The organism is Humibacter sp. RRB41 (assembly GCF_022761015.1).
Classification (GTDB): Bacteria; Actinomycetota; Actinomycetes; order Actinomycetales; family Microbacteriaceae; genus Humibacter.
Map to the genome: position 1 here is coordinate 259,063 of NZ_JAKWJQ010000002.1, position 21,291 is coordinate 280,353.

Sequence of the window (21,291 nt, forward strand, 5' to 3'; positions counted from 1 at the left end):
TCAGAACGGGAGGAGCGGGTCGATGGCGATCGCGAGGAACAGCACCGACAGATAGGTGATCGATCCGTGGAACACGCGCATCGGCGACGGGTTCTCGTGCCGGATGGCCAGCGAGTAGAGCCGATGGGTCTCGTAGATGAACCACACACCGGCAGCCAGCGCGGTCAGCGTGTACACCAGCCCCATCTGTGCGACCGGAATGAGCAGCAGCGAGCACGCCACGGTCGCCCACGCATAAAGGATCACCTGCAGGCCGACGGCCGCACGCCCACGCGTCACACCGAGCATGGGCACGCCGACGGTCTTGTAGTCGTCGCGGTACTTCATCGACAGCGGCCAGTAGTGCGGTGGGGTCCAGAGGAACACGACGCCGAACAGGATGAACGGCGCCCACGTCAGGGATTCGGTGACCGCAGCCCATCCGATCAGCACGGGGAAGCATCCCGCTATGCCACCCCAGATGATGTTCTGCTGCGTGCGTCGCTTGAGCCACAGCGTGTAGATGAGGACGTAGAAGAGGATGGCGCCGACCGACAGCGCTGCTGCCAGCCAGTTCGTGGTGAGGTACAGCCAGACCGTCGACGCGACGGCCAGCACCCACGAGAAGACGTAGGCCTCGCGTGGCGTGAGCTCCCCCGTGACGAGCGGACGGTTCTTGGTGCGCGCCATGACCTTGTCGATGTCGCGGTCGATGTAGCAGTTGAACGCGGCCGCTGAGCCGGCGCTCATCGCCCCTCCGATGACAGTGGCCGCGATGAGCCACAGATTCGGAACGCCCCCCTGCGCCAGGAACATCACGGGAATGGTCGTGACGAGCAGAAGCTCCATCACTCTGGGTTTCGTGAGGGAGAGATAAGCGGCGAACTTGCGCCGGAACCCGATCCTTGCCGGGGAGACCCGGCTTTCAACGGCTACGCCCATTGCTCCTCAATCACGTGAAAACCCGACTTCGAGTCTAAGTCATGCCGTGGGGTCGGAAGTCGGCTTGCCAAGTCGGCCCGCGTTGTGGATACCGCACAGTCGACGACGCCCTGTGACCCTCGATTCTGGCATTCTCCCTATACTTGGCAGTGCTCGCCTATCGATGCACTGCCCTGCTTCCGGCTCTGCCGGAGGCATGTGAACGGGTGCATGGGTGCCGATGACGTCTGGGGCGCGCGCACTACCTCTCCAGCGGTGCGGGTCCGTTCGACGGGCCCCTTCAGAAAACGCACCGAAGCAAACAAGAAGGGTCAGTCTCAAGTGGCAGCACTGCAATGGGATCCCATTGACAACAAGGCCGTCGACACCGTCCGCGTCCTCGCGGCGGATGCTGTGGAGAAGGTGGGCAACGGGCATCCTGGCACCGCGATGAGCCTCGCCCCAGCCGCCTACCTTCTGTTCCAGCGCGTCATGCGTCGTGACCCGAAAGACCAGCACTGGCTGGGCAGGGACCGCTTCGTCCTCTCGGCAGGCCACAGCTCGCTGACCCAGTACGTGCAGCTCTACCTGGGCGGCTACGGGCTGCAGCTCGACGACCTGAAGGCGCTGCGCACCTGGGGTTCGCTGACCCCCGGCCATCCCGAGTACGGCCACACCGACGGCGTCGAGATCACGACGGGCCCGCTGGGTCAGGGACTGTCGTCCGCCGTGGGTTTCGCCTATGCGAGCCGCTACGAGCGCGGCCTCTTCGACCCGGATGCCGCGCCCGGCACCAGCCCGTTCGACCACTTCGTCTACGTGATCGCCAGCGACGGCGACCTCGAGGAGGGCGTGACGAGCGAAGCGTCGTCGCTCGCCGGCCACCAGGAGCTCGGCAATCTTGTCGTGCTCTATGACAGCAACCAGATCTCCATCGAAGACGACACGAACATTGCATTCACGGAAGACGTGAAGGCGCGTTACGAGGCCTACCACTGGCACGTGCAGGTCGTCGACTGGAAGAAGACCGGCCAGTACGTCGAAGACGTGCAGGAGCTGTTCGACGCGATCGAGGCGGCCAAGGCCGTCACCGACAAGCCGTCGATCATCATTCTGAAGACCATCATCGGCTGGCCCAGCCCGAAGAAGCAGAACACCGGCAAGATCCACGGCTCGGCACTCGGCGCCGACGAGTTGCGCGCTGTCAAAGAGGTACTCGGCTTCGACCCCGAACTGACATTCCAGGTCTCCGACGAGGTCATCGAGCACACCCGCAAGGCGATCGATCGTGGTGCGCAGCAGCGCGCAGAGTGGCAGATCGGCTTCGACGCGTGGGCCGAAGCGAATCCCGAGCGCAAGGCGCTGCTCGACCGACTGCTCACGGGCGAACTGCCAGAGGGCGTCGAAGAGGCGCTCCCCGTCTTCGAGGCGGGCAAGGATGTCTCCACCCGCGCCGCCGGCGGCAAGGTGCTGAACGCGATCGCGCCGATCATCCCCGAGCTGTGGGGCGGCTCGGCCGACCTCGCCGAGTCGAACAACACGACGATCGAGTCGGCGGCGTCGTTCGTGCCAACGGAGCACTCGACGCACGAGTGGACAGGCAACCCATACGGCCGGGTGCTGCATTTCGGCATCCGTGAGCACGCGATGGCTGCGATCCTCAACGGCATCGTGCTGCACGGTCCTACCCGACCGTACGGCGGCACCTTCCTCATCTTCAGTGATTATCAGCGCCCGTCGCTGCGTCTGGCAGCGCTGATGAACATCCCCTCGATCTTCGCGTGGACTCACGACTCCGTCGCGCTCGGCGAAGACGGCCCGACCCATCAGCCGGTCGAGCAGCTCACCACGCTGCGCTTGATTCCGAACTTCACAGTGGTGCGCCCCGGCGACGCCAACGAGGTTGCGTACGCCTGGCTCGAGCTGCTGAAGCGCCGCGGCGGTCCGGCGGGCATCGCGCTCACCCGTCAGAACATCCCGGTGTTCGAGCGCGGCGACGGCGAGGCATCCGGCGACACGTTCGCGTCGGCGAAGAACGTCGCGAAGGGCGCCTACGTGCTCGCCGAAGCGCCGAACGGGACCCCCGACGTGATCATCATCGCGACGGGTTCCGAGGTGCAGCTGGCGGTGAACGCCCGCGAGGCGTTGGCGGCCGACGGCATCAACGCCCGCGTGGTCTCGGCCCCGAGCCTCGAGTGGTTCGCCGAGCAGAGCGACGAATACAAGGAGTCGGTGCTGCCGGCATCCGTCACGGCCCGCGTCTCCGTCGAGGCCAGCCGCGCGCTCACCTGGCGTCCCTACGTCGGCGACAAGGGTCGCAGCGTGTCGATCGAGCACTACGGTGCCTCCGCCGACTACAAGACGCTGTTCGAGAAGTTCGGCTTCACGACGGATGCCGTCGTGTCGGCCGCCAAGGACTCGCTCGCCGCGCAGTAGTCGCTGGCAGGCAACGGAACGAAGAAGAAGAGAAGAAGAGGCGAGATCAATGACCGAATCCCCTACAGCACGGCTTGCGGCCGCTGGCGTGAGCATCTGGCTCGACGACCTGTCGCGCGAGCGCATCACCTCCGGAAGCCTTCAGAACCTGATCGACACCCGCAACGTCGTCGGCGTCACCACGAACCCGACGATCTTCGCCAATGCGCTGTCGAACGGCGAGGCGTACGACGAGCAGGTTCGTGAACTCGCAGCAGCGGGCAAGGACGTGCACGAGGCGGTCTTCGAGATCACCACGACGGATGTCCGCAACGCGGCCGACGTGTTCGCTCCGGTCTACGAGGCATCCGGTCACAAGGACGGCCGCGTGTCGATCGAGGTCGAACCCGGTCTCGCGCACGACGCGGCGGGCACCATCGCGCAGGCTAAGCAGCTCTGGGCGAAGGTCGACAAGCCGAACGCGATGATCAAGATCCCCGCGACCGTCGAGGGTCTAGAGGCCATCGCCGAGGTGACCGCGGCCGGAATCAGCGTGAACGTCACGCTGATCTTCAGCCTCGAGCGCCACCGCGAGGTCATCAACGCCTACCTCACCGGACTCGAGAAGGCGAAGGCGGCGGGCATCGACCTGTCGACGATCCGCTCTGTGGCATCGTTCTTCGTCTCGCGCGTCGACTCAGAGGTCGACAAGCGACTCTCGGCGATCGGCACACCGGAGGCGCTCGCGCTCAAGGGCAAGGCCGCCGTCGCGAACGCGCGGCTGGCCTACCAGGTCTTCGAGCAGTCCTTCGACTCCGAGCGCGCCAAGGTTCTGCTGGCGGCGGGCGCGAACAAGCAGCGCCCGCTCTGGGCATCCACCGGTGTCAAGGACCCGTCCTACTCCGACACGCTGTACGTCAGCACTCTCGTCGCCCCTGACGAGGTCAACACGATGCCCGAGAAGACGCTCGAGGCGACGTTCGACCACGGAGACATCGCTGACAACAGCATCGAGGGAACCTACGAGGAGTCCAACGAGGTGCTGAACGCGATCGCCGCACTCGGAATCTCGTACGACGACGTCACGCAGACGCTCGAAGACGAGGGCGTTGAGAAGTTCATCGTGTCGTGGAACGAGTTGCTCTCCGACGTGACGAGCGCCCTCGAGGGCGCCGCCGCCAAGGAAAGCGTGCAGTGAGCTTCAAGATCCACGTCAGCGGAGCCGCGCAGGCCGCGGTGACGCAGAACGTGCCTTCACTGGTGAAGGACCTTGTCGCGTCGGGCATCACGGCGCAGGATCCAGCGCTCTGGGGACCGGATGCGGAGGCCGAGGCGGGCATCCGTCTCGGCTGGACGGAGGCGGTCGCTCTTTCGCGCCCGCTGGTCCCCCGCATCCTCGAACTGCGCGAGAAGTTCCTCGCAGCGGGTGTCGACCACTTCGTGCTCGGCGGCATGGGCGGATCGTCCCTGGCCCCCGAGGTGATCGCCAACACTGCTGGCGCGGAGCTCACGATTCTCGACACCACGGACCCCGGTCAGGTGCTCGAGGCCGTGAACGACCGCCTCGCGACGAGCGTGCTGGTCGTGTCGTCGAAGTCCGGCTCGACCGTCGAGACCGACAGCCATCGCCGCACGTACGAGAAGGCGTTCAAGGATGCCGGCATCGATCCGGCGGAGCGCATCGTCGTGGTGACCGACCCGGGCTCACCCCTGGACGCGTCGGCACGAGAGGCCGGCTACGAGGTGTTCAACGCCGACCCGAACGTCGGTGGGCGCTACTCGGCACTCACCGCTTTCGGTCTGGTGCCGTCGGGCATCGCCGGCGTGGACATCGAGGAGATGCTCGAAGAGGCAGAGACGATCTCTCTCGAGCTTGCGATCGACGACGAGACGAACCCGGGTCTCATCCTCGGGGCGGCCATCGCGGGTACGACGCCGTTGCGCGACAAGCTGGGAATCATCGCCGACGGCACGCACATCGTCGGTTTCGCCGACTGGGCTGAGCAGCTCATCGCCGAATCGACCGGCAAGCTCGGCAAGGGGCTGCTCCCCGTCGTGCTCGACGTGGTCTCCCCCGAGCTCAGCGAGAATCTGCCAGACCTGCAGGTCGTGCGCATCGTCGACAACGCCGGCGCTCACCACCTGCTCCCTGCCGACCGGCACGATGGCGAGATCCTCGTCTCCGGCACACTGGGCGCGATGTTCCTCGTGTGGGAGTACGCGGTTGCCGTCGCCGGCAGACTGCTCGGTATCAACCCCTTCGACCAGCCCGACGTGGAGTCGGCGAAAGCCGCGGCACGCGGCCTGCTCGAGCAGCGTCCCGCTCCGACCGAGCCGGCGTTCGTCGACGGGGGCATCGAGGTGCGCGGAGACCCCGCGCTTCTCGGCGATGCGACGACCGTCGACGGTGCGGTCAGCGCTGTGCTCGCCCAGCTGCCGGACGACGGATACGTGGCAGTGCAGGCTTACGCGAACCGGATCGAATTGCCGCAGTTGGCCGGCATGCGCGATCTGCTCGCCGCCCGCGCCACGAGGCCGGTCACGTTCGGTTGGGGACCGCGATTCCTTCATTCGACGGGGCAGTTCCACAAGGGCGGACCCGCCGTCGGAGTCTTCGTGCAGATCCTGACGCACGAGGCAACCGATCTCGAGGTGCCCGACCGGCCCTTCACCTTCGGGCAGCTGATCAGCGCCCAAGCTGCCGGGGATGCCGCCGTGCTCGCCGAGCACGGCCGTCCCGTTCTCACCCTCACGCTGACCGACCCCGTCTCGAACATCGAGACGCTGTTCGGCGACGTGGACGCCTGAACCGACACGAGGAGATCCATGTCACCTGTGGAGATCACCGCGGACTCCAATCCGCTGAGAGTTCCGACCGACCGTCGGCTCAACCGCATAGCAGGCCCGAGCAGCCTCATCATCTTCGGTGTGACGGGTGACCTGTCGCGCAAGAAGCTGATGCCGGCTGTCTACGACCTGGCCAACCGCGGCCTGTTGCCGCCGGGCTTCGCGCTCGTCGGGTTCGCCAGGCGCGATTGGGAGGATCAGGACTTCGAGAAGGTCGTCTACGACGCCGTCAAGCAGTACTCGCGCACCGAGTTCCGCGACGAGGTCTGGCGCCAGCTGGCTCAGGGCATCCGCTTCGTCCCAGGCGAGTTCGACGACGACGAGGCGTTCGAACGCTTGAAGACCACGGTCGACGAGCTGGACCGAGACAGGGGCACGATGGGCAACCATGCGTTCTACCTGTCCATTCCGCCGAAGGCCTTCCCACTCGTGACCGAGCAGCTGCGGCGTTCGGGTCTCGCGGAACAGTCGAAGGGCTGGCGCCGAGTGGTCATCGAGAAGCCGTTCGGCAGCGACCTGAAGACAGCGCGCGAGCTGAACAAGGTCGTCGAGTCGGTGTTCCCGCCCGACTCGGTGTTCCGCATCGACCACTATCTCGGCAAAGAGACGGTGCAGAACATTCTTGCTCTGCGCTTCGCCAACGAGCTCTACGAGCCGATCTGGAACGCCAACTACGTCGACCACGTGCAGATCACCATGGCAGAGGACATCGGAGTGGGCGGTCGCGCCGGTTACTACGACGGCATCGGGGCGGCGCGCGACGTCATCCAGAACCACCTGCTGCAGCTTCTGGCCCTCACGGCGATGGAGGAGCCGGTCTCGTTCGACGCGGCAGACCTGCGCGCCGAGAAGGAGAAGGTGCTGAAGGCGGTACGTCTGCCGAAGGATCTCGGAGAAGCGACGGCACGCGGACAGTACTCGAGCGGCTGGCAGGGCGGTGAGAAGGTCATCGGATTCCTCGACGAGGACGGCATGAACCCGCACTCGACGACCGAGACGTTCGCGGCGATCAAACTCGACATCGGCACCCGGCGCTGGGCGGGCGTTCCGTTCTACTTGCGGGCGGGAAAGCGGCTCGGGCGCAGGGTGACCGAGATCGCCGTCGTCTTCAAGCGGGCGCCGCAGCAGCTTTTCGCGGAGAGTCAGACGTCGGCCCTGGGTCAGAACGCGCTGGTCATCCGGGTGCAGCCGGACGAGGGCGTGACCATCAGGTTCGGTTCGAAGGTCCCTGGTGCAGGCATGCAGGTGCGCGACGTGAGCATGGACTTCGGGTACGGCCACGCCTTCACGGAGGCCAGCCCTGAGGCGTACGAACGGCTCATCCTCGACGTGCTGCTCGGCGACCCGCCGTTGTTCCCTCGCCACGAGGAGGTCGAACTCTCGTGGAAGATCCTCGACCCGATAGAGGAGTACTGGGCGTCGCACGGCACACCAGAGCAATACCGCCCGGGAACCTGGGGCCCGGCATCCGCAGATGAGCTTCTCGCCCGCGACGGGCGAACCTGGAGGCGCCCATAATGAGGAGCACACAGTGATCGTCGATCTTCCCGACACCACGACCAGCAACGTCTCGAAGACGCTGATCAAGATCCGCGAAGAGGGCGGTGCGGTTGCACTCGGCCGCGTGCTCACGCTGATCATCGCCACTCGACTCGGCCAGGAAGAAGAGGTCATCGAGGCGGCGAACGAGGCATCCCGTGAGCATCCGATGCGCGTCATCGTGGTCTCCACAGCCGATCCGGACCACCCGAAAGCGGATGCCGCGACCCGGCTCGACGCGCAGATCCGCGTCGGCGGTGACGCGGGCGCCAGCGAGGTGATCGTGCTGCGCGCCTACGGTGACACGGCCAGCGACGAGGAGGGACTCGTCACTGCGTTGCTGCTGCCCGACGCGCCCGTCGTCGTGTGGTGGCCGGGCACCGCGCCCGACGTCGTTTCGACCTCCGCGCTCGGCCGTATCGCCACACGCCGCATCACGGACTCCTCGTCTGCCGGCGACCCCCACGAAGCGCTGCTGCACCTGGCGGAGACCTACGCGCCGGGCGACACGGACTTCGCGTGGACGAGGCTGACCCTGTGGCGAGCACAGCTCGCCGCTGTGCTCGACCAACCGCCGTACGAGGCCGTGGAGTCCGTCGAGGTGTCGGGTGCGCCCGACTCCCCCTCGACGGTGCTGCTCGCCTCCTGGCTACGTCTGCAGCTGGATGCCCCTGTGCAGCACGACTTGACGGCACGCCAGCGCGGATTGAGCGGCATCCACGGCGTGCAGCTGCGACGGGCGGCCGGCACCATCGAGCTCGTCCGCGACATGCCCGACGTGGCTACGCTCACCCAGCCCAACCAGCCGACCCACGACCTCGCACTGCCGCGCCGCAACCTGCGCGACTGCCTTGCTGAGGAACTGCGTAGGCTGGACCCCGACGAGTTGTACGGCGAAGTGCTCACCAAGGGCCTTCCGTTGCTCGAAGCGGAAGAGCAGGCAGCGAGTTCGCGATGACGAATGAACGACGGGTGCTCGTACACTCCGACAAAGGCGCCCTGGTGTCGGCGGTTTCGTCGCGTTTTCTGACCAAGATGGTCGACATCATCGACGATCTCGGCTCGGCGAACGTGTGCCTGACCGGCGGCACCGTCGGTATCGCCGTGCTGGCGGCCATCGCCTCCTCCCCCGCGAGAGACACCATCGATTGGTCGAAGGTGCACTTCTGGTGGGGCGACGAGCGCTGGGTCGCCGCGGACTCGGACGACCGGAACGACAAGCAGGCCCGCGAGGCTCTCCTCGACCACGTGAACGTGCCGGCGGAGAACGTGCACCCCTTCGCGTCGACCGATTCCGGGCTGGAGCTGGATGCGGCGGCCGATGCCTACGCAGCAGACCTTGCGGCTGCCGGCGACGACACCGCGCCGTACCCCCGCTTCGACATCACGTTCCTCGGCGTCGGCCCTGACGGTCACATCGCATCGCTGTTCCCGGAGCGCAGCGGCATCAGGGAGACGGAACGCACGGTGATCGCGGTGCGCAACTCCCCCAAGCCGCCCCCGGAACGGCTCAGCCTGACGAGGCCGGTCATCAACGCATCCGCCCGCGTCTGGATGGTGCTGTCGGGCGCGGACAAGGCATCAGCTCTGGGCCTCGCGCTTGCCGGAGCCAGCTACACGGAAGTGCCGGTCGCCGGCGCCAAGGGACGCAAGCGCACCGTGTTCTTCGTCGACAGGGAGGCCGCAGCCGAGATTCCGGAGAGCCTCATCGCGCCGGAGTACTGACGCTCGGAGCACAGAAACACGGAGAGATGCGAAAGGGCCGAACCCCGTGGGTTCGGCCCTTTCGCATGAGTTCAGTTCGTGGGCGTGAGGCGCCCGCGGCGTTCGCGAAGCTGGCGGAGGGCATCCTCGAGCAGCTGCTCGGCCTCTTCTTCGGAGCGGCGCTCCTTCACGTAGGCGAGGTGTGTCTTGTACGGCTCCAGCTTGGTGAGAGCAGGCGGATTCTCCTGGTCCCGCCCGGCCGGCAGACCCGACGCCGGACTGTCGATGGTGTCGGGAATCTCCTCGTCGGGAAGGTTCGCTGCAAAGTAGCGCACCGTCTCATTGCCGAGAGCGTCCCAATACCGCACCGCAATGCGATCCGCGTGGTAGCCGTGGTCCTGCTCCCCCATGGGGCCGGAGCCGACCCTCGAACCCCTGATCGCACTTCCGCCTGAAGCCATGAATCCTCCTTGATCGCGCTTGCGTCGTCAGTCGGCGCTACGCGCTGAACTTGGTGATGAGACCGAGCACCACGATGCAGGCGATCCAGACCAGACCGAGCACGACAGTGATGCGATTGAGGTTGCGCTCTGCAACGCCGGATGCTCCGAGATTCGAGGTCATGCCGCCTCCGAACATGTCGGAGAGGCCGCCACCACGTCCCTTGTGCAACAGGATGAGGAGGGTCAGCAGGAGGCTCGTGATGCCGAGCAGCACCTGGAGAACGACCGTGAGAATCTGCACGAGAGTGCCTTTCGGGTTGTGATCCGGGTCAGGCGAAACGAGTCGCTGGACCGACGACCATTATATCCGGATGCTTGCCGCTCGCATCCGGACGCGTGTCACCGACGGTTTCGATGCCCGTTCACACGCCGACGTGCTTCTGGTACCGAGCGATGCTCGAGAACCCGTCGACGTCGAGGCTGGCTCCGCCCACGAGCGCTCCGTCGACGTCCGGCTGGCGCATGAAACCGGCGATGTTCTCGGCCTTCACCGAACCGCCGTACAGGATGCGCGTGCGCGCGGCCGCCTCATCGCCGAGCTTCTCCGCGATGACGGCGCGCAGTGCCGCAGCGACCTGCTGCGCCTGTTCCGGCGTAGCGGCCTGTCCCGAGCCGATAGCCCAGACCGGCTCGTACGCCACAACGAAGTCCGCGTTCTTCTGCAGGCCTTCGAGTGCGATGGCGAGCTGCGAGACGGGTACGGCGCTTGCGCCGTGCGTCTCCAGGTCTTCCGCGGTCTCGCCGACGCAGATCAGTGGCACGAGTCCGGCGGCCGATGCGGCGACGGACTTGGCGGCGACGACCTCGTCGGTCTCACCGTGCAGTGTGCGTCGCTCGGAGTGGCCGATGATCACGTAGCGGCAGTCCAGCTGCGCGAGGAATGACGCTGCGATCTCTCCGGTGAACGCACCCGAGGCGTGCTCGCTGACATCCTGTGCGCCGTAGCCGATGGGCAGCTTGTCGGCGGCCACCAGCGTCTGCACGCTGCGCAGATCGGTGAAGGGCGGGAAGACCGCCACCTCGACAGCGGCGAAGTCGTGGCGGGCATCCTTCAGGCTCCACGCGAGCTTCTGCACGAACGCGATCGACTGCAGGTGGTCGAGGTTCATCTTCCAGTTGCCCGCGATGAGCGGGACGCGTGCTAGCTCTGCCATCCGAGAACCTCCAGTCCGGGGAGCGTCTTGCCTTCGAGAAACTCCAGGCTCGCTCCGCCGCCGGTGGAGATGTGTCCGAATTGGTCGTCATCGAAGCCGAGTGCACGTACCGCCGCAGCGGAGTCGCCGCCGCCGACGACGCTGAGCCCACGGGTCTCGGTGAGCGCGAGTGCGATCTGCTTCGTCCCTGCCGCGAATGGTTCCAGCTCGAACACGCCCATCGGGCCGTTCCAGAACACCGTCACCGACTCGCGAATGATCTCGGCGAACTTCGCCGCAGTGTCGGGCCCGATGTCGAGACCGAGGCCGGATGCACCCCACGGGGTGTCTTCGATCGACGAGACGGGACGCACCTCGTGCTCCGCGTCTCCGCCGAACTTCGATGCCACGACGACGTCGGTGGGGAGGATCAGCTCGACACCGAGTTCCTGAGCCTTCTGCAGGTAGCCGCGGACGGTTTCGACCTGATCTCGTTCGAGCAGACTGGAGCCGACCTCGAAGCCCTGCGCCTTGAGGAAGGTGAAGAGCATGCCGCCGCCGATGAGCAGGGTGTTCACGCGCGGAAGCAGGTGGCCGATCACGCCGAGCTTGTCCGACACCTTGGATCCACCCAACACCACCGTGTAGGGGCGCTCCGGGTTGCCGGTGAGGCGATCGAGCACGTCGAGTTCGGCGACGATCAGGAGGCCCGCAGCGCTGGGCAGAGCCTTGGCGAGCTCGTAGACGCTCGCCTGCTTGCGGTGCACGACGCCGAAGCCGTCGGAGACGAAAGCGTCGCCGAACGCTGCCAGCTTCGCTGCGAAGGCGGCTCGCTCCTCATCGGACTTGCTCGTCTCCTCCGGATTGAAGCGGAGGTTCTCGAGCACGACGATGCCGCCGTCTGCGAGGGATGCCACGGCATCCTTCGCCGCGTCGCCGACGGTGTCGGTCGCGAAGGTCACCGGCGAACCGAGCAGCTCGCCGAGTCGCTCGGCGACCGGAGCGAGGCTGTACCTCGGGTCGGATGCGCCATCGGGGCGTCCCAGGTGGGAGATCACGACGACGCGTGCACCCTGCGAGGTCAGCGCGTTGATGGTGGGCAGCGAGGCGCGCACTCTGCCGTCATCGGTGATCTCACCGTCCGCAAGCGGAACGTTGAGATCGCATCTGACGATGACAGTGCGACCGGCGAGCGAACCCAGTGATTCGAGAGTGCGGAGCGTCACCCGAGTCCTCCGTGCGCGCCTAGAGGCGGGCCGCGACGTACTCGGTGATGTCGACGAGTCGGTTGGAGTAGCCCCACTCGTTGTCGTACCACGACGCGACCTTGACCTGCGAGCCGATGACCTTGGTGAGGCCGGCGTCGAAGATCGACGAGTGCGGGTCTGAGACGATGTCGCTGGAGACGATCGGGTCCTCGGTGTAGCTCAGGATGCCCTTGAGGCTCTCGCGAGCCGCGTTCTTGTACGCCTCGTTGATCTGCTCGACCGTCGCCGGCTTCGTGAGCTCGACCGTCAGGTCGGTGATCGAACCGGTGGGGACCGGAACGCGCAGCGCGTACCCGTCGAGCTTGCCGACGAGCTCGGGGATGACCAGGCCGAGGGCCTTCGCGGCACCGGTCGAGGTCGGGATGATGTTGATCGCGGCGGCGCGGGCGCGACGGAGATCGCTGTGCGGGCCGTCCTGCAGATTCTGGTCGGCGGTGTACGCGTGCACCGTGGTCATGAGGCCGCGCTCGATGCCGAAGTTGTCGAGCAGTACCTTGGCCAGCGGGGCGAGGCAGTTGGTGGTGCAGGATGCGTTCGAGATGATGTCGTGCACGTCGGGGTCGTAGGTGCCTTCGTTGACACCGAGCACGAGCGTTGCGACGTCGTCGCCCGAAGCAGGGGCGGAGATGACGACCTTCTTGGCGCCGGCCGTGATGTGCTTGCGGGCGTCTTCGGACTTGGTGAAGCGGCCGGTGGACTCGATGACGATGTCCACACCGAGCTCGCCCCACGGGAGGTTCGCGGGGTCGCGCTCCTCGAGGACCTTGATCGGTTTTCCGTTGACGACGATGTTGTCGCCGTCGAGCTCGACCGTGGCATCCAGGCGGCCCGTGATGGAGTCGTACTTGAGCAGGTGGGCGAGAGCCTTGTTGTCGGTCAGATCGTTGACGGCGACGATCTCGAGGTCGCTGCCCTTGGCCAGCGCTGCACGGAAGAAGTTGCGGCCGATGCGGCCGAACCCGTTGATGCCGATCTTCACAGACACGTAAGAACTCCTGTTACTGGGGCGCCGTTCGGCGCTTGATGCGAGAGGGGGAGAACGGACAAAGGTGTCCCGGGCGGTTCCCGTCCGGGACACCCACCCGCCTAAGACAGTAGCAGCAGCCCGGAGGTCTTTTCGCGCGCCCGGATGAAGCGCTCCTGCACGTCGCCCCAACTCGCGATGTTCCAGAATGCCTTGACGTAATCCGCCTTCACATTGCGGTAGTCGAGGTAGAAGGCGTGCTCCCACATGTCCAGCAGCAGCAGCGGCACCGTGGCGGTAGCCAGGTTGCCCTGGTGGTCGTAGAGCTGCTCGATGATGAGCTTCTGGCCGAGCGAGTCCCAGGCGAGGATCGACCAGCCGGAGCCCTGGATGCCGAGAGCCGACGCCGTGAAGTGCGCACGGAACTTGTCGAACGATCCGAAGAACTCGTCGATCGCGGCGGCGAGTTCACCAGTCGGCTTGTCGCCTCCGTCCGGCGACAGGTTCGTCCAGAACACCGTGTGGTTCACGTGGCCTGCGAGGTTGAACGCGAGGTCCTTCTGGAGCTTGTTGATGTAGGTCAGGTCGTCGGCGTCGCGCGCTTCCTGGAGCTTCGCGATGGCGGTGTTCGCCCCGTCGACGTAGGCCTTGTGGTGCTTGTCATGGTGAAGCTCCATGATCGTCCCGCTGATGCTCGGCTCGAGTGCCGCGTAATCGTAGGGAAGGTCTGCGAGCGTGTAGTCAGCCATTCACTCTCTCCTCGTGATCGACCCGTGGCACGACGGCCGCGCCGCGGTAAGAACAACCCCTCCACTCTACTGAGCGGGCACCGAGGGCGAGGCCCCTTGACGCAGGGTGACGCGGGCCCCGCCCTGGTCGTCTTGCAGGGCGCACATGACGACGGCCTCCGCAACGCGACCCGCTTTACGAGGCGGCGGCGTGCACGCCGCCGTTCGCAGCCATGCAGCCGGTCGACTGCGGCGCGCCCGGCGGGGACGGGCGCGAATCGGCAGAGCCGGGCGGGCGTCTCCGCGACGCGACCCGCTCTACGAGGCGGCGGCGTGCACGCCGCCGTTCGCAGCCATGCAGCCGGTCGACTGCGGTGCGCCCGGCGGGGACGGGCGCGCAAATGTCACAGATCCATATCCGCCGGAAGGCTCGCTTCGGTGCCGGGGATGCCGAGATCGGAGGCGCGCTTGTCGGCCATGGCGAGGAGCCTGCGGATGCGGCCGGCGACGGCATCCTTCGTCATCGGCGGATCCGCGTGGTGGCCCAGCTCGTCGAGGCTGGCGTCGCGGTGTGCGAGCCGCAACTCCCCCGCGTAGCGCAAGTGCTCAGGCATGGTCGGCCCGAGGATCTCCATGGCGCGCTCGACGCGCGCGCATGCTGCGACGGCGGCCTGGGCAGAACGGCGCAGGTTGGCGTCATCGAAGTTCACGAGGCGGTTGGCCGTCGCGCGCACCTCGCGGCGCTGCCTGAGCTCTTCCCAGGTGCGCACCGTGCCGGTGGCGCCCATGCGGGTGAGCATGCCGCTGATGGCTTCGCCGTCGCGGATGACGACCCTGTGCACTCCTCGTACCTCGCGGGCTTTCGCCGGGATTCCGAGACGTCCCGCCGCCCCGACGAGCGCCATCGCGGACTCATTTCCAGGGCAGGTGATCTCGAGTGCCGCCGACCTTCCAGGATCGGTCAGGGAGCCGTGCGCCAGGAAGGCGCCGCGCCAGACTGCTGCGAGGTCTTCCTTGGAGCCGGTCGTCAGTTTGTTGGGCAGGCCGCGGATGGGCCTACGGTGCTGGTCGAGGAGGCCGGTCTGCCTGGCGAGGGTTTCTCCCCCGTCGAGCACCCGCACGGTGTACACGGTGTTCTTGCGGATGCCGCTCGCCGACGTCACCGACACCTCGCTGCGCACTCCGTAGAGTTCGGCGAGTGCCTTGCGCACGTGTCTGGCGAGTTGCGGGGAATCGACCTCGGCTTCGACGGCGATGCGACCCGAGATCAGGTGCAGTCCCCCGGCAAGCCTGAGGATGGTCGCCAGCTCGGCCGCGCGCACCGTGTTCTTTCCCGCCTCGACGCCGAGGAGTTCTTCTTTGACGTCAGCGGTCAGTGCCAATCGGGTGGATCCGTTCTGTGTTGAGCATGGCTGCCGGAAGCGGCGTGGAGGAGGCGCTCGACGCCTGTCATTCCCGGCCGAGGTCGCGATGTTTGATCGCGACGGCGACGCCGGGCACATCGCGCAAACGCGCGGCCAACGCCTCGGCGATGGCCACGGAGCGATGCTTCCCCCCGGTGCAGCCTACCGCGATGGTGGCGTGACGCTTGTTCTCACGGCGGTAGCCCTCGAGCACAGGACGTAATGCGCGGGAGTAGTCGTCCACGAAATCGGTGGCGCCCGGCTGCGCGAAGACGAAGTCGCGAACGGCCTGGTCGAGGCCGGTGAGGGCCCGCAGTTCCGGCTGCCAGAACGGATTGGGCAGGAACCTCGCGTCGGCGACGAGGTCGGCATCCGATGGCAGGCCGTACTTGAAGCCGAAGCTCATCAGGGTGAGCTGGATGTCGGCGGAATCCTCTGTCGCGAAGATCTGGTTGATCTCGACGGCGAGCTGGTGGATGTTGAGGTCCGACGTGTCGATGATGATGTCGGCTGACTCGCGCAGCTCCCGCACCCGTTCCCGCTCGGCCATGATGCCGTCGAGAATGGTTCCGGTTCCCTGCAGTGGATGCGGACGGCGCACGGATTCGAAGCGGCGCACCAGAGCGGCATCCGTGGCGTCGAGGAAGAGCACGCGCACGCTTTCACCGCCGCGCAACGTCTGGATCATGTCGCGCAGATCGGGAAAGAACCCCCGCCCGCGCACATCGACCACCGCTGCGATCCGCGGCAGTGTGGAGCCCGCCCTTCCAGCGAGGTCGACGAGCGGCCGGAGCATCTGCGGCGGAAGGTTGTCCACCACGTACCAGTCCAGGTCTTCCAGCGCATTGGCCACAGTCGACCGGCCGGCGCCGGACATGCCGGTGACGATGAGCAGTTCCTGGTGCTGGCTCTCTACTTCTTCGGGTCGATCCTCGGTCATCCCCCACCTCGGTCGTCATGGTGACGTTCCCTCAAGCCTATGGTGTGCGCTCCTCGACTGTGGCCGGTTCGGCACTCTGCCCGTCGTGCAGGGCTCCGTGCACGGCAGCCGCGAGGGTCGGCCCGATGCCACGTACCTCGGCGATCGTCTCGATCGGCGCCTGACGCAGTCGCGCCACCGAGCCGAAGTGCTTCAGAAGCTCGCGCACGCGGGCCGGGCCGAGACCGGGGATCTCGGCGAGCTGCGATGAGATGTCGTGCTTGCGCCTTGCGCGCTGGTACGTGATGGCGAAGCGGTGAGCCTCGTCGCGGATGCGCTGAACGAGGAACAGTGCGTCGCTGTTCCTCGGCAGGATGACCGGGAAATCGGAGTCGGGCAACCAGAGTTCCTCGAGACGCTTGGCGATACCGGCCAACTGGATGCCCGTGACCCCTGACTCCTCCAGGGCCCTGCGTGCGGCGGCGACCTGCGGCTGACCGCCGTCGACCAGCAGCAGTTGAGGAGGGTAGGAGAACTTGCGCGGCGTCGTCTGGGTGCCGTCGGCATCCGTCGTCGCAGCCTCCGCCGACTCCTCGCCAGAGGACAGATACGCCAGCCTGCGGGTGAGCACCTGGTAGATGGACTCGGTGTCATCGGTCGAAGCCGGGATGCTGAATCGGCGGTACTGGTCTTTGCGCGGGATGCCGTCTTCGAACACCACCATCGAGGCGACGATGTTCGTTCCTGAAAGGTGCGAGACGTCGTAGCACTCCATGCGCAGTGGAGCCTCGCTCATGCCGAGGGCATCGCGGATGTCTTCAAGTGCCTGCGAGCGTGCGACGAAGTCCGCGCTGCGCCTGGTCTTGTACAGCATGAGCGAGTTCTTCGCGTTGCTCTCCGCCGTCTGGGCGAGTGCGGCCTTCTCGCCGCGTTGGGCGACGCGCAGGCTCACCTTCGACGGGGTGGTCCCTCGCGCGTGTGCTGCCTCTGCCGCCTCGCCTCGGCGTGCCCCGAGCCACTGCTCGAGCTCGACGGTGTCGTCGGGCAGTACGGGAACGAGAATCTCGCGCGGCGGCGCGAACTCGTCGTCGTAGGCGTTCTCGAGCACCGTCTCGATCAGCTCGGAGACGTTGACATCGAGTTCCTTGTCGACGACCCAACTGCGAGTTCCACGGATGCGGCCTCCTCGCACGATGAACTGGTGCACGGCCGCGGCGAGCTCGTCGTCGGCGATGCCGAAGACATCGACGTCGACGTCGTCGGAGAACACCACGGCGGTTTTCTCCATCACGGCGCGCATGGCCTGGATGCTGTCGCGATAGCGGGCGGCTGCCTCGTACTCCTGGGTCTGTGCCGCGTCGCGCATCCGCTGTTCGAGCGCCCTGACGTAGCTGGTGTCGTTGCCGGCCATGAACGAGACGAAGTCGTCTGCGACATCGCGGTGCTCCTCGAGCGTGACCCTGCCGACGCACGGCGCCACGCACTTGCCGATGTCGCCGAGCAGGCACGGCCGCCCCGTGAGCTCCGCTCTGCGGTAGACGCCGTCGGAACAGCTGCGCATCGGGAACGCCTTGAGCATCAGGTCGAGCGTCTCGCGAATGGCCCACACCTTCGTGTACGGACCGAAGTAGCGAGCACCCTTGATACCGCGATTGCGGGTGACCATGGCCCGCGGAACGTCGTCGGCCATGGTGACCGCGAGGTAGGGGTATGTCTTGTCGTCGCGGAACTGCACGTTGAACGGAGGGTTGAACTCCTTGATCCAGGTGTACTCGAGCTGCAAGGCCTCGAATTCGTTGGCGACGACCGTCCACTCGACGGATGCTGCTGTGGTCACCATGCGCCTGGTGCGCTCGTGCAGGTTGCGCAGCGGCTGGAAGTAGTTGCTCAGCCGTGCACGCAGGTTCTTCGCCTTGCCGACGTAGAGCACGCGCTTCTTCGCGTCCCTGAAGCGATAGACGCCCGGCTGCGTCGGGATCTCACTCGACTTGGGACGATATGCGACGGTGTCGGCCATCGCGTGTCAGGCGGTCTTCTGCTCGTCGCGGCGATCGGCATCCAGAACGTCGCGCAGGAAGACGCCGGTGTGGCTGCCCTTCACCGTCGCCACGTGCTCGGGGGTGCCTATTGCGACGACCTTGCCGCCGCCCGATCCGCCTTCCGGTCCGAGGTCGATGATCCAGTCGGCGGACTTGATGACGTCGAGGTTGTGCTCGATGACGATCACCGTGTTGCCCTTGTCGAGCAGGCTGTTCAGCACGTCGAGCAGCTTGCGCACGTCTTCGAAGTGGAGCCCGGTCGTCGGCTCGTCGAGCACGTAGACGCTGCGGCCGTTGCTCCTTCGCTGCAGTTCCGTTGCGAGCTTCACGCGCTGCGCTTCGCCTCCCGACAGGGTCGTCGCGCTCTGTCCGAGCCGCACGTAGCCGAGTCCGACGTCGACGAGGGTCTGCAGGTAGCGGTGGATCGCCGAGATCGGCCGGAAGAACTCGGCCGCGTCCGAGATGGACATGTCGAGCACCTCTGCGATGTTCTTGCCCTTGTAGTGCACCTGCAACGTGTCGCGGTTGTAGCGCGCTCCCCTGCAGACCTCGCACGCGACGTACACGTCGGGCAGGAAGTTCATCTCGATCTTGATCGTGCCGTCGCCGGAGCACGCCTCGCAGCGACCGCCCTTGACGTTGAAGCTGAACCGGCCGGGAAGGTATCCCCTGATCTTCGCTTCCGCCGTCTCGGCGAAGAGCGTGCGGATGCGATCGAAGACGCCCGTGTACGTCGCCGGGTTGGAGCGCGGCGTACGGCCGATCGGCGCCTGATCGACGTGCACCACCTTGTCGAGCTGCTCGGTGCCGGTGACCCTGCTGTGCTTGCCTGCGACCTTGCGTGCCCCGTTCAGGCGGTTGGCCAGCACCCGGTACAGGATGTCGTTCACCAGCGACGACTTGCCGGAGCCGCTCACGCCCGTGACGGCGACGAACGCGCCGAGCGGGAAGTCGACGGTCACGTCGCGCAGGTTGTTCGCCTTCGCCCCTGCCACCCGGATCACCCGGCTCGGGTCGATCGGTCGCCTGGTGGCGGGCGTCTCGATCGAGCGTCGGCCCGCGAGATAGTCGCCGGTCAGCGATGCGGTGTTCTCGAGCAGGTCGTCGTAGGTTCCCGAATGCACGACGCGTCCGCCGTTCTCGCCGGCGCCGGGGCCGATGTCGACGATCCAGTCAGCGGTGCGGATGGTGTCTTCGTCGTGCTCGACGACGATCAGCGTGTTTCCGAGGTTGCGCAGGGCGACGAGCGTGTCGATCAGCCGCCGGTTGTCTCGCTGGTGCAATCCGATGCTCGGCTCGTCGAGCACGTAGAGGACCCCGGTCAGTCCCGATCCGATCTGGGTGGCGAGCCTGATGCGCTGCGCCTCGCCGCCGGAGAGCGTCGCTGCCGCGCGCGACATGCTCAGGTATGTCAGACCGACCTGGATCAAGAAGTCGAGCCGCACCTGGATCTCGCGCAGGACCTGCGCGGCGATGGTCTGCTCGCGTTCGGTCAGCTCGAGCTTGTTCATGAAGGCGCGGGCATCCGCGAGGCTCAGCTCGGCGACATCCGCGATGCTCCTGCCGTGCACGAGCACCGCAAGCACCTCCGGCTTCAGCCGCTTGCCGCCGCAGACCGGGCACGGCACCTCGCGCAGGTACTCCGACCAGCGCTGGCGCTGGGTGTCGGACTCCGCCTGAAGGTACTGCCGCTCGATGTAGGGCACGACACCCTCGAACCCCGACGTGTAACTCAACTCGCGGCCGTAGCGGTTGCGCCACTTGACCTTGACCTTGAAGTCCTTGCCCCGCAGAACGGAGTCGCGGATGTCGCGCGGCAACTCGTCCCACGGCGTCTGCAGGTCGAACCCGAGGTCGCGCGCCAGTCCGTCGAGCAGCTTGTCGTAGTACTGGTAGAGACCCTTGCCCTGGGTGCTCCACGGCAGAATGACGCCCTCGGAGATGCTCATGGTCTGATCGCCGAGCAGCAGCTCATCGTCGACCGACATGCGCGTTCCGAGGCCCGAGCACTCGGGGCAGGCGCCGAACGGAGCGTTGAACGAGAACGTGCGCGGTTCGATCTCGGTGAGCTGGATCGGGTGACCGTTGGGGCACGCGAGCTTCTCGCTGAACGTGCGGGTGGCATCCTCTCCCTCTTCGTCGACGAGGCTGATCGCCACGAGGCCGTCGGTGAGTGAGAGTGCCGTCTCGAGCGAGTCGGTGAGCCTGGTCAGGATGTCGGGGCCGGCCACCAGGCGGTCGACGACCACCGAGATGTCGTGCTTGTACTGCTTCTTGAGCGTCGGAGGACTGGAAAGCTGAATCTGTTCGCCGTCCACCAGCGCACGTGAGTAGCCGGCCGTTGACAGTTCGGCGAACAGGTCGACGAACTCGCCCTTCTTCTGCTTCACGACGGGGCTGAGCACGAGATACCTGGTGCCGGTCTCGAGTTCCATCAGCTGATCGGCGATCTGCTGCACGGTCTGACGCTGGATCACCTGGCCGCAGATCGGGCAGTGCGGCACGCCGATGCGTGCCCAGAGCAGACGCATGTAGTCGAAGATCTCGGTGATCGTTCCGACGGTCGACCGCGGGTTGCGGTTGGTCGACTTTTGATCGATCGAGACGGCGGGGCTCAGGCCCTCGATGAAGTCGACGTCGGGGCGATCGACCTGGCCGAGGAATTGCCGCGCGTAGGCGGACAGCGATTCGACGTAGCGACGCTGACCCTCGGCGAAGATCGTGTCGAAGGCGAGCGACGACTTACCCGATCCCGACAACCCCGTGAAGACCACGAGCGAGTCCCTCGGGATCTCGATGTCGATGTTGCGCAGATTGTGTACGCGCGCGCCACGAACGCTGAGTTTCGAGTGGGCTTCCACTTTCGAGATCGACACCCAAGAAGTCTACGGAGAGCCACCGACATCCGCCGACGGCGAACAGCGCCGAC

Annotated in this window: 17 protein-coding genes; 6 read left to right on the forward strand and 11 right to left on the reverse strand. The window is 66.3% G+C overall.

Features of this window, described 5'->3' with window-relative positions:
• A complete protein-coding gene (locus MJ603_RS07065; protein ID WP_243062988.1) occupies positions 1–921 on the reverse strand; it encodes a heme o synthase in 921 nt (306 codons plus the stop codon).
• 321 nt (positions 922–1,242) lie between these two features.
• Between MJ603_RS07065 and tkt the strand changes: the two genes are divergently transcribed.
• Genes tkt through pgl form a run of 6 tightly spaced genes read left to right on the forward strand, consistent with a single transcriptional unit; the run spans position 1,243 to position 9,426 of the window.
• Positions 1,243–3,336: a transketolase gene (gene tkt / locus MJ603_RS07070; protein ID WP_243062989.1), complete on the forward strand. Its 2,094-nt coding sequence runs from the start codon at positions 1,243–1,245 to the stop codon at positions 3,334–3,336.
• 49 nt (positions 3,337–3,385) lie between these two features.
• The gene (gene tal, locus MJ603_RS07075; protein ID WP_243062990.1) at positions 3,386–4,513 is read left to right on the forward strand and encodes a transaldolase; all 1,128 of its coding nucleotides are present in this window, start codon (positions 3,386–3,388) and stop codon (positions 4,511–4,513) included.
• Positions 4,510–6,123: a glucose-6-phosphate isomerase gene (locus MJ603_RS07080; RefSeq protein ID WP_243062991.1), complete on the forward strand. Its 1,614-nt coding sequence runs from the start codon at positions 4,510–4,512 to the stop codon at positions 6,121–6,123. Before tal ends, MJ603_RS07080 begins: the two co-directional genes overlap by 4 nt.
• Positions 6,124–6,141: 18 nt before the next feature.
• Positions 6,142–7,680 (forward strand): glucose-6-phosphate dehydrogenase, encoded by a 1,539-nt coding sequence (zwf, locus tag MJ603_RS07085; protein ID WP_243062992.1) that lies wholly within the window; start codon positions 6,142–6,144, stop codon positions 7,678–7,680.
• Between the two features lie 13 nt (positions 7,681–7,693).
• Positions 7,694–8,659: a glucose-6-phosphate dehydrogenase assembly protein OpcA gene (locus tag MJ603_RS07090; protein WP_243062993.1), complete on the forward strand. Its 966-nt coding sequence runs from the start codon at positions 7,694–7,696 to the stop codon at positions 8,657–8,659.
• Positions 8,656–9,426, forward strand: coding sequence for a 6-phosphogluconolactonase (pgl, locus tag MJ603_RS07095; RefSeq protein ID WP_243062994.1), 771 nt, complete (start codon positions 8,656–8,658; stop codon positions 9,424–9,426). Before MJ603_RS07090 ends, pgl begins: the two co-directional genes overlap by 4 nt.
• A 71-nt stretch (positions 9,427–9,497) precedes the next feature.
• Here pgl and MJ603_RS07100 read toward each other — a convergent pair whose 3' ends face one another.
• The 10 genes from MJ603_RS07100 to uvrA all read right to left on the reverse strand — a co-directional run bounded on the left by MJ603_RS07100 (position 9,498) and on the right by uvrA (position 21,238).
• Entirely contained in the window at positions 9,498–9,866 is a 369-nt protein-coding gene (locus tag MJ603_RS07100) for an RNA polymerase-binding protein RbpA (protein ID WP_243062995.1), read from the reverse strand.
• Positions 9,867–9,903: 37 nt separating this feature from the next.
• Positions 9,904–10,149 (reverse strand): preprotein translocase subunit SecG, encoded by a 246-nt coding sequence (secG, locus tag MJ603_RS07105; RefSeq protein WP_146318029.1) that lies wholly within the window; start codon positions 10,147–10,149, stop codon positions 9,904–9,906.
• Positions 10,150–10,270: 121 nt separating this feature from the next.
• Positions 10,271–11,062: a triose-phosphate isomerase gene (tpiA, locus tag MJ603_RS07110; RefSeq protein WP_243062996.1), complete on the reverse strand. Its 792-nt coding sequence runs from the start codon at positions 11,060–11,062 to the stop codon at positions 10,271–10,273.
• Positions 11,050–12,267 (reverse strand): phosphoglycerate kinase, encoded by a 1,218-nt coding sequence (gene pgk / locus MJ603_RS07115; RefSeq protein ID WP_243062997.1) that lies wholly within the window; start codon positions 12,265–12,267, stop codon positions 11,050–11,052. The genes tpiA and pgk overlap by 13 nt, the downstream gene beginning before the upstream one ends.
• A gap of 19 nt (positions 12,268–12,286) precedes the next feature.
• A complete protein-coding gene (gene gap, locus MJ603_RS07120) occupies positions 12,287–13,294 on the reverse strand; it encodes a type I glyceraldehyde-3-phosphate dehydrogenase (protein ID WP_243062998.1) in 1,008 nt (335 codons plus the stop codon).
• Between the two features lie 101 nt (positions 13,295–13,395).
• The gene (locus MJ603_RS07125; RefSeq protein ID WP_243062999.1) at positions 13,396–14,022 is read right to left on the reverse strand and encodes a superoxide dismutase; all 627 of its coding nucleotides are present in this window, start codon (positions 14,020–14,022) and stop codon (positions 13,396–13,398) included.
• A 383-nt stretch (positions 14,023–14,405) separates the two neighbouring features.
• Positions 14,406–15,383 (reverse strand): DNA-binding protein WhiA, encoded by a 978-nt coding sequence (whiA, locus tag MJ603_RS07130; RefSeq protein ID WP_243063000.1) that lies wholly within the window; start codon positions 15,381–15,383, stop codon positions 14,406–14,408.
• Between the two features lie 67 nt (positions 15,384–15,450).
• The gene (rapZ, locus tag MJ603_RS07135) at positions 15,451–16,344 is read right to left on the reverse strand and encodes an RNase adapter RapZ (RefSeq protein ID WP_243063001.1); all 894 of its coding nucleotides are present in this window, start codon (positions 16,342–16,344) and stop codon (positions 15,451–15,453) included.
• A gap of 37 nt (positions 16,345–16,381) precedes the next feature.
• Positions 16,382–18,340 (reverse strand): excinuclease ABC subunit UvrC, encoded by a 1,959-nt coding sequence (uvrC, locus tag MJ603_RS07140; RefSeq protein WP_243063002.1) that lies wholly within the window; start codon positions 18,338–18,340, stop codon positions 16,382–16,384.
• Between the two features lie 6 nt (positions 18,341–18,346).
• Entirely contained in the window at positions 18,347–21,238 is a 2,892-nt protein-coding gene (gene uvrA / locus MJ603_RS07145; protein ID WP_243063003.1) for an excinuclease ABC subunit UvrA, read from the reverse strand.
• Between the last annotated feature and the right edge of the window lie 53 nt (positions 21,239–21,291).

Bases quoted from the DNA above. Each gene is read 5' to 3' on its own strand.
- MJ603_RS07065 (WP_243062988.1), bottom strand. From the start codon at position 921: ATGGGCGTAGCCGTTGAAAGCCGGGTCTCCCCGGCAAGGATCGGGTTC.
- tal (WP_243062990.1), top strand. From the start codon at position 3,386: ATGACCGAATCCCCTACAGCACGGCTTGCGGCCGCTGGCGTGAGCATC.
- zwf (WP_243062992.1), top strand. From the start codon at position 6,142: ATGTCACCTGTGGAGATCACCGCGGACTCCAATCCGCTGAGAGTTCCG.
- pgl (WP_243062994.1), top strand. From the start codon at position 8,656: ATGACGAATGAACGACGGGTGCTCGTACACTCCGACAAAGGCGCCCTG.
- MJ603_RS07100 (WP_243062995.1), bottom strand. From the start codon at position 9,866: ATGGCTTCAGGCGGAAGTGCGATCAGGGGTTCGAGGGTCGGCTCCGGC.
- tpiA (WP_243062996.1), bottom strand. From the start codon at position 11,062: ATGGCAGAGCTAGCACGCGTCCCGCTCATCGCGGGCAACTGGAAGATG.
- MJ603_RS07125 (WP_243062999.1), bottom strand. From the start codon at position 14,022: ATGGCTGACTACACGCTCGCAGACCTTCCCTACGATTACGCGGCACTC.
- rapZ (WP_243063001.1), bottom strand. From the start codon at position 16,344: ATGACCGAGGATCGACCCGAAGAAGTAGAGAGCCAGCACCAGGAACTG.
- uvrC (WP_243063002.1), bottom strand. From the start codon at position 18,340: ATGGCCGACACCGTCGCATATCGTCCCAAGTCGAGTGAGATCCCGACG.